The sequence below is a fragment of the Streptomyces sp. LZ34 genome (genome assembly GCF_053890475.1).
The window spans coordinates 4,005,518-4,018,573 of sequence record NZ_CM132680.1; the positions used below are offsets into that span (position 1 = coordinate 4,005,518).

At 66.3% G+C, this 13,056-nt stretch carries 3 protein-coding genes, 1 tRNA gene and 2 rRNA genes; 1 reads left to right on the forward strand and 5 read right to left on the reverse strand.

The genetic code is table 11. The annotated features are described in order from the left end of the window. Nucleotides 1-8: 8 nt before the first annotated feature. Nucleotides 9-5,543, reverse strand: a complete 5,535-nt coding sequence (locus ACWY4P_RS15515) for a HAMP domain-containing protein (protein WP_456211142.1) — start codon at nt 5,541-5,543, stop codon at nt 9-11. Nucleotides 5,544-5,792: 249 nt separating this feature from the next. On the opposite strand from ACWY4P_RS15515, the gene ACWY4P_RS15520 reads away from it, so the two are divergent. After that, on the forward strand, nt 5,793-8,414 hold the full coding sequence (locus ACWY4P_RS15520; RefSeq protein WP_456212935.1) for a SpoIIE family protein phosphatase: 2,622 nt from the start codon (nt 5,793-5,795) through the stop codon (nt 8,412-8,414). Nucleotides 8,415-8,526: 112 nt separating this feature from the next. Here ACWY4P_RS15520 and ACWY4P_RS15525 read toward each other — a convergent pair. The 4 genes from ACWY4P_RS15525 to ACWY4P_RS15540 form a co-directional block, all read right to left on the reverse strand. Further along, nucleotides 8,527-8,599 (reverse strand) — tRNA-Thr (locus ACWY4P_RS15525). Nucleotides 8,600-8,673: 74 nt separating this feature from the next. After that, complete coding sequence (locus tag ACWY4P_RS15530; protein ID WP_456211143.1) at nt 8,674-9,372, reverse strand: DegT/DnrJ/EryC1/StrS family aminotransferase; 699 nt, start codon at nt 9,370-9,372, stop codon at nt 8,674-8,676. Nucleotides 9,373-9,477: 105 nt separating this feature from the next. Continuing rightward, a 5S ribosomal RNA gene (gene rrf, locus ACWY4P_RS15535) occupies nt 9,478-9,594 on the reverse strand. A gap of 80 nt (nt 9,595-9,674) precedes the next feature. Continuing rightward, nucleotides 9,675-12,795, reverse strand: a 23S ribosomal RNA gene (locus ACWY4P_RS15540). Nucleotides 12,796-13,056: the final 261 nt, after the last annotated feature.

Sequence of the window (13,056 nt, forward strand, 5' to 3'; positions counted from 1 at the left end):
CCCGCCGGTCACTCCGCGCCCATCCACTGTTCCATGACTGCCAGGAGATGATCCGTGTCGACGGGCTTGGTCACATAATCCGACGCGCCGGCCTGGATGCTCTTCTCCCGGTCGCCCTTCATCGCCTTCGCGGTGAGCGCGATGATCGGCAGTCCGGCGAACTGGGGCATCCGGCGGATCGCGGCCGTCGTGGCGTAACCGTCCATCTCCGGCATCATGATGTCCATCAGGACGAGCACGACGTCGTCGTGCTGCTCCAACACCTCGATGCCCTCCCGGCCGTTCTCGGCGTAGAGCACCTGTAGCCCGTGCTGCTCCAGCACGCTGGTGAGCGCGAACACATTGCGGATGTCGTCGTCGACGATCAGCACCTTCTCGCCGTGGAACCCGCCCGACGGCTCCGGCGCGACCAGGTCCTGGCCACCCAGCAGCCAGGGCTCGGGCGCCTCCGTCCGCCGCGGGGCCGGACGGCGGCCCGACCGGGCCAGGGACGCCCCGCCGCCGGCCGCCTCCTGCTCGGCCCGCCGACGGCTCCAGAAGCTCCCCGTGCCGCCGCGCACCCGCTGCTGCGCCGCCGCTGCCGCCGAGGCATCCCGCACGGCCTCCTGCGCCTCCACGGCGCCCTCCTCGACCGATCCCTCGGCCCCGTTGTCCAGCACGGCCTCCAGGGCCAGCGCGGCGTCGCCGCCGGGGCCGAGCTGCGGGTAGCCCTGGGGCGGCAGCTCGCTGGGGTGGAGCGGCAGGTACAGCGTGAAGGTCGAGCCGCGGCCCGGCTCGCTGGCGGCGTGGATCTCACCGCCGAGCAGCCGGGCGATCTCCCGGCTGATGGACAGGCCGAGGCCGGTGCCGCCGTACTTGCGGCTGGTGGTGCCGTCGGCCTGCTTGAACGCCTCGAAGATCACCCGCATCTTGCTGCCCGCGATGCCGATGCCGGTGTCGGTGACCGAGAACGCGATCATCTCGGCGTCCGGGTCGCGCAGCGCGCCGTGCTCCAGGAGCTGCTCCCGGATCCCGTTGGGCACATCCGCGCCCGCGGGCCTGATGACCAGCTCCACGGCCCCGCTGTCGGTGAACTTCACCGCGTTGGACAGCAGGTTGCGCAGCACCTGCAGCAGCCGCTGCTCGTCGGTGTGCAGCGTCGCCGGGAGCTCCGGGGAGACCCGCACGGAGAAGTCCAGGCCCTTCTCCGCGGTCAGCGGCCTGAACGTCGCCTCCACGTAGTCGACGAGCTGGATCAGGGCGATACGGGTCGGGCTGACGTCCATCTTGCCCGCCTCGACCTTCGACAGGTCCAGGATGTCGTTGATCAGCTGCAACAGGTCCGAGCCCGCGCCGTGGATGGTCTCGGCGAACTCCACCTGCTTGGGCGAGAGATTGCCGTCGGCGTTGTCGGCCAGCAGCTTGGCGAGGATCAGCAGGGAGTTGAGCGGAGTGCGCAGTTCGTGCGACATGTTCGCCAGGAACTCGCTCTTGTAGCGCATCGAGACGGCGAGTTGCTCGGCGCGCTCCTCCAGCACCTGCCGGGCCTCTTCGATCTCGGTGTTCTTGACCTCGATGTCGCGGTTCTGCCGCGCCAGCAACGCGGCCTTCTCCTCCAGCTCCGCGTTGGAGGCCTGGAGCGCCTTCTGCCGGTTCTCCAGCTCGGCCGACCGCTCGCGCAGCTGCTCGGTGAGCTCCTGCGACTGCTTGAGCAGCACCTCCGTCTTGGTGTTGACGCTGATGGTGTTGACGCTGGTGCCGATCATCTCGGCGATCTGGTTGAGGAAGTCCTTCTGGATCTGGGTGAAGGGCTGGAAGGCGGCCAGCTCGACCACGCCGAGGAGCTGGCCCTCGAACAGCACCGGCAGCACGATCACATTGGCGGGGGCGGCCTCGCCGAGGCCCGAGGAGATCTTCAGGTAGTTCGGCGGCACCCGCTCCATCAGGATGCTGCGCTTCTCCACCGCGACCGTGCCGATGAGCGAGTCGCCCGGCCGGAAGGTGGTCGGCATGGTGCCCTTGGAGTAGCCGTAACTGCCGAACAGCCGCAGCTCGTACGCGTCCTCGTCGCCGCCGGCACCGGCGCCGGCCTCCACGCCCTCGTCGGCCGGCACCGCCAGGAAGAACGCGCCGTGCTGCGCGGAGACCACCGGGGTCAGCTCGCTCATGATCAGCCGGGCGACGTCCGCCAGATCGCGCCGCCCCTGCATCAGACCGGAGATACGGGCCAGGTTGCCCTTGAGCCAGTCCTGCTCCTCGTTGGCGAGCGTCGTCTCGCGCAGGTTGGCGATCATGGTGTTGATGTTGTCCTGGAGGACCTGGATCTCCCCCGCGGCATCCACATCGATCTTGAGGTTCAGGTCGCCGCGGGTCACCGCGGTGGCGACCTCGGCGATGGCGCGCACCTGACGCGTCAGGTTGCCCGCCATCTCGTTCACCGACTCGGTCAGGTCCTTCCAGGTGCCGGCCACGTCCCGCACCCGCGCCTGGCCGCCCAGCTGCCCCTCGGTGCCCACCTCGCGGGCCACCCGGGTGACCTGGTCGGCGAACGAGGACAGCTGGTCGACCATCGTGTTGATCGTCGTCTTGAGCTCGAGGATCTCGCCCCGCGCCTCGATGTCGATCTTCTTTGTCAGGTCACCCTGGGCGATCGCCGTGGTGACCATCGCGATGTTGCGGACCTGCCCGGTCAGGTTGGAGGCCATCGAGTTCACCGACTCGGTGAGGTCCTTCCAGGTCCCCGAGACGCCGGGCACCCGCGCCTGGCCGCCGAGGATGCCGTCGGTGCCCACCTCGCGCGCCACACGGGTGACCTCGTCCGCGAAGGACGACAGCGTCGTCACCATCGTGTTGACGGTGTCGGCGAGCGCCGCGACCTCGCCCCGGGCCTCGACCGTCACCTTCTTCGTCAGATCCCCGTTGGCGACCGCGGCCGAGACCTGGGAGATATTGCGCACCTGAATGGTGAGGTTGTTCGCCATCAGGTTGACGTTGTTGCTCAGGTCCTTCCAGATCCCGGTCACCCCCGGCACCCGCGCCTGACCGCCCAGCTGGCCCTCCGTACCCACCTCACGGGCCACTCGCAGCACCTGCTCGGCGAACGACGACAGCTGGTCCACCATCGTGTTCACGGTCGTGACGAGCTCGAGGATCTCGCCCTTGGCGTCGACCGTGATCTTCTTCGACAGATCGCCCTTGGCGACCGCCGTGGTCACCTCGGCGATGCTGCGCACCTGGGAGGTCAGATTGTCGGCCATGCCGTTCACGGACTGGGTGAGGTCCTTCCAGGTGCCGGAGACGCCCTGCACCTCGGCCTGCCCGCCGAGCTGGCCCTCCGTACCCACTTCGCGGGCGACCCTGGTGACCTCCTCCGCGAAGGAGGACAGCTGGTCGACCATCGTGTTGAGCGTGTTCTTCAGCTCCAGGATCTCGCCGCGCGCGTCCACCTCGATCTTCTGCGACAGATCACCGCGCGCCACCGCCGTGGCGACCTGCGCGATATTGCGGACCTGGGAGGTCAGATTGCCCGCCATGCTGTTCACCGAGTCGGTCAGATCGCGCCAGACGCCCGCCACGCCGGGCACCCGCGCCTGACCGCCCAGCCGGCCTTCCGTGCCCACCTCGCGGGCCACCCGGGTCACCTGCTCGGCGAAGTCGGAGAGCTGGTCGACCATCGTGTTGATGGTGTTCTTCAGCTCCAGGATCTCGCCGCGCGCGTCCACCTCGATCTTCTGCGACAGATCACCGCGCGCCACCGCCGTGGTCACCTGCGCGATCCCGCGCACCTGCGATGTCAGGTTCCCCGCCATGGAGTTGACGGAGTCGGTCAGGTCCTTCCAGGTGCCGCTGACGCCGTCCACCCGGGCCTGGCCGCCCAGCCGGCCCTCGGTGCCCACGTCCCGGGCCATCCGCGTGACCTGGTCGGCGAAGGAGGACAGCTGGTCCACCATCGTGTTCACGGTGTTCTTCAGCTGGAGCATCTCGCCGGAGACGTCCACGGTGACCTTCTGCGACAGATCGCCGTTGGCCACCGCCGTCGTCACCTGCGCGATGTTGCGCACCTGTCCGGTGAGGTTACGGAACGCGGTGTTCACCGAATCGGTGAGATCCTTCCACGTCCCCGCCACACCCGGCACCTGCGCCTGACCGCCCAGCTCGCCCTCGACGCCGATCTCCCGCGCCACCCGCGTCACCTCGACGCCGAAGGACTGCAGCTGGTCCACCATCGTGTTGACGGTGTTCTTCAGCTCCAGCATCTCGCCGGCCACATCGACCGTGACCTTCTGCGACAGATCGCCGTTGGCCACCGCCGTCGTCACCTGCGCGATGTCCCGCACCTGCGCGGTGAGGTTACGGAACGCGGTGTTCACCGAATCGGTGAGATCCTTCCACGTCCCCGCCGCACCCGGCACCTGCGCCTGACCGCCCAGCAGACCCTCGGCCCCGACCTCGCTGGCCACCCGCGTCACCTCGTCCGCGAAGGTGCGCAGCGTCTCGGTCATCGTATTGATCGTCTCGGCGAGCTGGGCGACCTCACCGCGCGCGCTCACCGTCACCTTCTGTGACAGATCGCCATTGGCGACCGCCGTGGTGACCTGGGCGATCCCGCGCACCTGGGCGGTGAGGTTCCCGGCCATCAGGTTGACGGAGTCCGTGAGGTCCTTCCACACCCCCGCCACCCCGGGGACCTTCGCCTGACCGCCGAGTTCGCCCTCGGTGCCCACTTCGCGGGCGACCCTCGTCACCTCCGAGGCGAAGGACGAGAGCTGGTCCACCATCGTGTTGACGGTGTTCTTCAGTTCGAGCATCTCCCCGGCCACGTGAACCGTGACCTTCCGGGACAGATCACCCTTGGCCACCGCCGTGGTCACGAGAGCGATGTCGCGCACCTGAGCAGTGAGCCGGGACGCCATCGTGTTGACGGACTCCGTGAGGTCCTTCCACGAACCCGACATCCCGCGCACCCGGGCCTGGCCGCCGAGCTTGCCCTCGGTGCCCACCTCGCTGGCCACCCGGGTCACCTCGTCGGCGAACGCCGACAGCTGATCCACCAGGCCATTGACCGTACGGCCCACCTTGAGGAACTCCCCGCGCAGCGGATGCGCCGAGCCGTCCGCCCCCTGCGAGCGCAGATCCATCCGCTGCTCCAGGTCGCCCTCGGAGACCGCCGACAGCACCCGGCCCACCTCGGAGACGGGGCGCACGAGATCATCCACCAGCGCATTGGAGGCATCGATGGCCGCTGCCCACGAGCCCTCGCACGCCCCCATTTCCAGCCGCTCCGTGAGTTTTCCCTCACGTCCGACCACCCGCCGCACCCGCGCCAGCTCACCCGTGAGCTGCAGATTACGGTCGGCGACCTCGTTGAAGACCGCCGCGATCTCGGACATCACGCCCTCGCCCGAGACCGTCAGTCGCTTGCGGAAGTTCCCGTCCCGCATGGCCGTCATTGCCGTGAGCAGCCGGTTCAGGGCTGCCGTGTCCACTTCAGTCGTCCCATTGCTCCGGGACCGTCCGCCTTTCGCGCGCGTGTTCGTGCCTCGCGTCGCAGCGCCAGACTCCACCGTGTCCCTCCCGCAGGGTTGACCGTCCTCGTCGGGTTCTTCTTCCAGCTTGCCCAGTGTTTCACCATGGCCCAACCAGGCCATAACAGTTCGGCAGCATCGCATACCCCCGACAGCACACTCTCGGTGGAATCAGCCCCCACCGGCATTCGCGGAAGCGGTGGAGGTAAGTAACCTGGCATCCGGCCAGGCATCGGAGGGGCGCTGCACATGGGTGAGCAGATCGCCGAGACACGTATGAGGAGACCTGTGATCACCGCGCGGGCAGCCGCCACCTTCGAGCCGGTGGGACGCTCGGTCGCCTCCGCCCGTACGTTTGTCCGCGACACCCTCCAGGGGTGGGGCCTCACCGACATCGTCGATGACGCTGTCGTCCTGACCAGCGAGTTGGTCACCAACGCGGTCGTGCACTCCGGGACGGCCGCCGACGTGGTGTGCATCCGCGCCGACAGCGGCGCACGCATCGAGGTCACCGACCGCTACCCGGAGCGCGAGCTCCCGCTGCAGACCACCAGCCGCCCCATCGGCAACCCCGACCGCGAGGGCGGCCGCGGCCTGCTGCTGTGCGCCGCGCTCGCCTCCCGCTGGGGCGTCGAGTACACCTCCACCCACAAGCAGGTCTGGTTCCACCTCGAATTTCCGGACCGCCTGGCCGGCACCCGCTCGGCCGGACCCGCCCTGCCTGCCGAGGCCCTGCCCGTCACCGACGCCCGGGTCCACGTCGCGGTCACCCAGATCGACCGCACCGGCCTCGTCAGCGCCTGGAACGACGACGCACAGGAACTTTTCGGCTACGCGGCGGACCAGATCATCGGCAAACCCCTCACCGACCTCGCGGCCTGGCCGCACACCCCCGGCACCGGCACCGGCGTCGCCGAGGCCCTTCAGCTCTCGCGCTGGGAGGGCTCGTACGGCATCCGGGGCGCCGACGGCCGCGTCATCCCCGTATACGCCTCCCACCTCCGCGTCCGCGACGCCGACGGCGATCCCTCCACAGTCTGCCTGCTGGTGCGCGAGCGGGAGCGCGCGGTGCTCCAGAGCCCACAGCGCGGCCCGGGGCCCGACGCCGCGGACAGCGCCGAGCGCGGCCCTGCCGACGCCTTCGAGGTCTCCATCGGCTCCCCCGCCCCCGACGACCTCGACGGGCTGCTGCAGCGCACCGTCGAGCGGGCCCGCGACATGCTCGACGGCGACGCCGCCTATCTGCTGCTCGCCACCGACGACGAGACCGAACTGGAGGTCCGCGCCTCCACCGGGCTCACCTCCGCCCGCCAGCGCTTCGCCCGCGTCCCCGTCGAGGCCGGCACCGGCCGCTACGGCTCGGCCCGGATGCCCGCCGTCCACGAGGACCTGTCCATCGTGCCCGGCGCCGTCCCGCTCCTCGCCAACACCGGCCTGCGCTCGGTCGTCACCGTCCCGCTGAAGGTCGAGGGCCGGCTCACCGGCTCCCTCGGCGTCGCGTCCGAGGCCCCCGCCCGGTACAGCAACGAGGAAGCGCTGCGGCTGCAGTTCGCCGCCGACCGCATCGCCCTCGCCGTCGAACGCGCCCGCCTCACCGAACTCGAGCGGCTGCGCCGCAACTCCCTCTCCTTCCTCGTCGAGGCCTCCGACCTGCTCGCCGGCACCCTCGACCGCGACCAGACGCTCGCCCTCATGGCCCAGATGACCGTGCCCACACTGGCCAACTGGTGCGCCGTCTACACCGTGGCCGACCCCGCCTCCGACCCCGAGCTGTCCTACGTCCTGCACGAGGACGAGGAGCGCATCGATGGCCTCAAAGCCCTGCTGACGAAGATCGACCCACCCGAGCAGGTGCGCACCGGCGGCGCCCGCCTGTGGACCGCCCCGTCCCAGGCCGCCCACGCCGCGGCGCTGCGCACCTCGCTGCGCGGCCTCAGCCTCGGCGACGCCGCCCGCCCCTCCTCGGGCCCCAGCGCCTCGCTCGCCACCGCCTCGGCGGTCGGCGGCGAGACCGTGGTGCTGCCGCTGGTCGCCCGCAACCGCGTCATCGGCATGCTCACCCTCGGCAAGTCCACCGACGGGCACTTCCGCCAGGAGAACCTGGAACTCGCCGAAGACCTCTCCCGCAGGGCGGCCCTCGCGCTCGACAACGCCCGGCTGTACTCGGAACGCACCGCCATCAGCCAGTCCCTTCAGCGCAGCCTGCTGCCACCCGAACTGCCCGACGTCTCCGGCGTGGAGGTCGAGGTCATCTACCGCGCCGCGGGCGAGGGCAACGAGGTCGGCGGCGACTTCTACGACCTCTTCCCGATCCGCGACGGCGCGTACGGCTTCGCCATCGGCGACGTCTGCGGCACAGGCCCTGAGGCCGCCGCGGTCACCGGCCTGGCCCGCCACGCGCTGCGGCTGCTCGCCCGCGAGGGCTTCGGCGGCCCGGCGGTGCTCGAACGCCTCAACACCGCCATCCTCGACGAGGGCGCCCGCAGCCGCTTTCTGACGCTCCTTTACGGGGAGCTGTGGCCGAAGGAGGACGGCAGCGCCGAGCTGAAGGTCGTCTGCGCGGGCCACCCGCTGCCCCTGCGGCTACGCCAGGACGGCTCCGTGGAGCCGGCGGCCGAACCCCAGCCGCTGCTGGGCGTGATGGAAGACCTCGAACTGTACGAGCAGACCGTCACCCTCGATCCGGGCGACGTCCTGCTGTGCGTCACCGACGGCGTGACCGAGCGCCGCGAGGGCGCCCGGATGCTCGGGGACGACGGCCTCATCGACGTACTGACGACCTGCACCGGTCTGACGGCCGGCGCGGTGGCCTCCCGGGTGCTGCGGGCCGTGGAGCGGTTCGCGGCCCAGCCGCCGTCCGACGACATGGCCATCCTCGCCATGCGCGTCCCCGAGACGCGCGACGTCTGAAACACCGTCTGAGACACCAAGGCCTCAGGCGAAAGGCCTGGCACAAAACAACCTCGGACAAGACGACGAAGGCCCCCGCCAATTGGCGAGGGCCTTGTGTCGTGAAGAAGAGAGCCCCAATACGGAATCGAACCGTAGACCTTCTCCTTACCATGGAGACGCTCTGCCGACTGAGCTATTGGGGCGCGTCGACGGAATAAATCATACCCCGAAGATCGGAGTGCTCCGCACCGCCGCCCCAACGGCCGCCGCCAAGCCGCTAAGCCGCCGCCTGAAGCACTCCGCCGAGCGCATTGCAGGCGGACACCACACGCTGCAACTCCCGCCGTGACATTGCCGCATCGACCGGCAGAGCCAGACATTCGTCGGCGGCCCGCTCGGTCTCCGCGAGCCACAAATCCCGCCGGAATCGCGCGGTGCGGTGAGCCGGCGTCTGCACGGGAACATGGCACACGACGCCGCGGGAACGCAGCGTACGGGCGAAGGCATCACGGTCCGGCCTGCCATTCCCCGGAACACGCACCACGTACTGCTGATAGGTGTGCTGGGCCCCGGGCGCCACGCAGGGGGTGACCACGCCGCGCAATTTCCCATTCAGGTACGCCGCGTTCGCCTGCCGACGCAGTATCTCCGCGGCCGGCTCGGGCCGCGCCCCGTGATCGAGGACGAGCAGCCCGTGCCGCCTGCCGAGTTCACCGAGGCGGACCATGTCGGCCGGGTGCCCGAAGGTGTGCACCGCTATGACGGCGGCGGTCTGGGGCGTCAGCGCCTCCGCCACCGCGGCCGGGTCTATGCAGTAGGTATTGGCGTCGATATCCACGAACACCGGCCGGGCCCCGGCCAGCAGAACCGCTTCCGCGGCCTCGGGGGTGCCGTACGACGGCACCACCACCTCGTCACCCGGCCGTACGCCCGACCTGGTGAGCTCTTGCAACAGCTCGTCCGCAGGAGTCCCCATGACTGGCATCGTGCCCAGGCAACATGAACACCGAGTGGCCCGCAGCACAACAAAAGAGAGCTCTGTCGGGAACCAATGTTCCTGACAGAGCTCTCTGTAAAAATTGTTCGGCGGTGTCCTACTCTCCCACAGGGTCCCCCCTGCAGTACCATCGGCGCTGAAAGGCTTAGCTTCCGGGTTCGAAATGTAACCGGGCGTTTCCCTAACGCAATAACCACCGAAACACTATGAAGAAAACAACCAGAACCCTCGCAGGGCTCAATGGTCGTTACTTCAGAACAACACAGTGGACGCGAGCAACTGAGGACAAGCCCTCGGCCTATTAGTACCAGTCAACTCCACCGGTCACCCGGCTTCCATATCTGGCCTATCAACCCAGTCGTCTACTGGGAGCCTTACCCCATCAAGTGGGTGGGAGCCCTCATCTCGAAGCAGGCTTCCCGCTTAGATGCTTTCAGCGGTTATCCCTCCCGAACGTAGCCAACCAGCCATGCCCTTGGCAGGACAACTGGCACACCAGAGGTTCGTCCGTCCCGGTCCTCTCGTACTAGGGACAGCCCTTCTCAAGACTCCTACGCGCACAGCGGATAGGGACCGAACTGTCTCACGACGTTCTAAACCCAGCTCGCGTACCGCTTTAATGGGCGAACAGCCCAACCCTTGGGACCGACTCCAGCCCCAGGATGCGACGAGCCGACATCGAGGTGCCAAACCATCCCGTCGATATGGACTCTTGGGGAAGATCAGCCTGTTATCCCCGGGGTACCTTTTATCCGTTGAGCGACGGCGCTTCCACAAGCCACCGCCGGATCACTAGTCCCGACTTTCGTCCCTGCTCGACCCGTCGGTCTCACAGTCAAGCTCCCTTGTGCACTTACACTCAACACCTGATTGCCAACCAGGCTGAGGGAACCTTTGGGCGCCTCCGTTACTCTTTAGGAGGCAACCGCCCCAGTTAAACTACCCACCAGACACTGTCCCTGATCCGGATCACGGACCCAGGTTAGACATCCAGCACGACCAGAGTGGTATTTCAACAATGACTCCACCATGACTGGCGTCACAGCTTCACAGTCTCCCACCTATCCTACACAAGCCGAACCGAACACCAATATCAAGCTATAGTAAAGGTCCCGGGGTCTTTCCGTCCTGCTGCGCGAAACGAGCATCTTTACTCGTAATGCAATTTCACCGGGCCTATGGTTGAGACAGTCGAGAAGTCGTTACGCCATTCGTGCAGGTCGGAACTTACCCGACAAGGAATTTCGCTACCTTAGGATGGTTATAGTTACCACCGCCGTTTACTGGCGCTTAAGTTCTCAGCTTCGCCACACCGAAATGTGACTAACCGGTCCCCTTAACGTTCCAGCACCGGGCAGGCGTCAGTCCGTATACATCGCCTTACGGCTTCGCACGGACCTGTGTTTTTAGTAAACAGTCGCTTCTCGCTGGTCTCTGCGGCCACCACCAGCTCCGAGCGCAAAGCCCATCACCAGCAATGGCCCCCCTTCTCCCGAAGTTACGGGGGCATTTTGCCGAGTTCCTTAACCATAGTTCACCCGAACGCCTCGGTATTCTCTACCTGACCACCTGAGTCGGTTTAGGGTACGGGCCGCCATGAAACTCGCTAGAGGCTTTTCTCGACAGCATAGGATCATCCACTTCACCACAATCGGCTCGGCATCAGGTCTCACCCCTTATGAGGGACGGATTTACCTACCCCTCGGGCTACACCCTTACCCCGGGACAACCACCGCCCGGGCTGGACTACCTTCCTGCGTCACCCCATCACTCACCTAATACAGGTCCGGTCCGTCGGCTCCACCACTCCCCTTCACCCGAAGGATCCAGGGCGGCTTCACGGACTTAGCATCGCCTGGTTCAGCGCTGGCGCTTCAAAGCGGGTACCGGAATATCAACCGGTTGTCCATCGACTACGCCTGTCGGCCTCGCCTTAGGTCCCGACTTACCCTGGGCAGATCAGCTTGACCCAGGAACCCTTAGTCAATCGGCGCACACGTTTCCCACGTGTGAATCGCTACTCATGCCTGCATTCTCACTCGTGAACCGTCCACAACTCGCTTCCGCGGCTGCTTCACCCGGCACACGACGCTCCCCTACCCATCACAACAGCCGTTAGGCCTTATGCTGCAATGACACGACTTCGGCGGTACGCTTGAGCCCCGCTACATTGTCGGCGCGGAATCACTTGACCAGTGAGCTATTACGCACTCTTTCAAGGATGGCTGCTTCTAAGCCAACCTCCTGGTTGTCTCTGCGACTCCACATCCTTTCCCACTTAGCGCACGCTTAGGGGCCTTAGTCGATGCTCTGGGCTGTTTCCCTCTCGACCATGGAGCTTATCCCCCACAGTCTCACTGCCGCGCTCTCACTTACCGGCATTCGGAGTTTGGCTAAGGTCAGTAACCCGGTAGGGCCCATCGCCTATCCAGTGCTCTACCTCCGGCAAGAAACACACGACGCTGCACCTAAATGCATTTCGGGGAGAACCAGCTATCACGGAGTTTGATTGGCCTTTCACCCCTAACCACAGGTCATCCCCCAGGTTTTCAACCCTGGTGGGTTCGGTCCTCCACGAAGTCTTACCTCCGCTTCAACCTGCCCATGGCTAGATCACTCCGCTTCGGGTCTTGGGCGCGCTACTCAACCGCCCTATTCGGACTCGCTTTCGCTACGGCTACCCCACACGGGTTAACCTCGCAACACACCGCAAACTCGCAGGCTCATTCTTCAAAAGGCACGCAGTCACGACGCAAGAACAAAGTCCTTGCGCGACGCTCCCACGGCTTGTAGGCACACGGTTTCAGGTACTATTTCACTCCGCTCCCGCGGTACTTTTCACCATTCCCTCACGGTACTATCCGCTATCGGTCACCAGGGAATATTTAGGCTTAGCGGGTGGTCCCGCCAGATTCACACGGGATTTCTCGGGCCCCGTGCTACTTGGGAAACAAGCAAGCAAGCCATACAGATTTCAGCTACGGGGGTCTTACCCTCTACGCCGGGCCTTTCGCATGCCCTTCGCCTATCCATATGGTTTCTGACTCGCCCAGCCGTCGGCAGACAACTGAAGCTCGCTCCCACAACCCCGTATGCGCAACCCCTGCCGGGTATCACACACATACGGTTTAGCCTCATCCGGTTTCGCTCGCCACTACTCCCGGAATCACGGTTGTTTTCTCTTCCTGCGGGTACTGAGATGTTTCACTTCCCCGCGTTCCCTCCACATACCCTATGTGTTCAGGTATGGGTGACAGCCCATGACGACTGCCGGGTTTCCCCATTCGGACACCCCCGGATCAAAGCTCGGTTGACAGCTCCCCGGGGCCTATCGCGGCCTCCCACGTCCTTCATCGGTTCCTGGTGCCAAGGCATCCACCGTGCGCCCTTAAAAACTTGGCCACAGATGCTCGCGTCCACTGTGCAGTTCTCAAGCAACGACCAGCCACCCGTCACCCACCCACAATCAGGGCAGTTCACCGGGACCGGCGTCAATGAGGAAGCAGGCTCTCGCCCGTGCCCTCAGACACCCAACAGCGTGCCCGACACAACCCGATGATCAAAACCCTGTTCCACGCCCCCGAAGGAGCAGTACTAGAGGCTTTCACACCTGACTGTGCCGAGTAGTCAACGTTCCACCCATGAGCAACCGTGCGAGTCATG

What these genes read in the sequence shown, in the direction of transcription:
- ACWY4P_RS15530 (WP_456211143.1), bottom strand. Translation starts at nt 9,372, where the DNA reads ATGGGGACTCCTGCGGACGAGCTGTTGCAAGAGCTCACCAGGTCGGGC.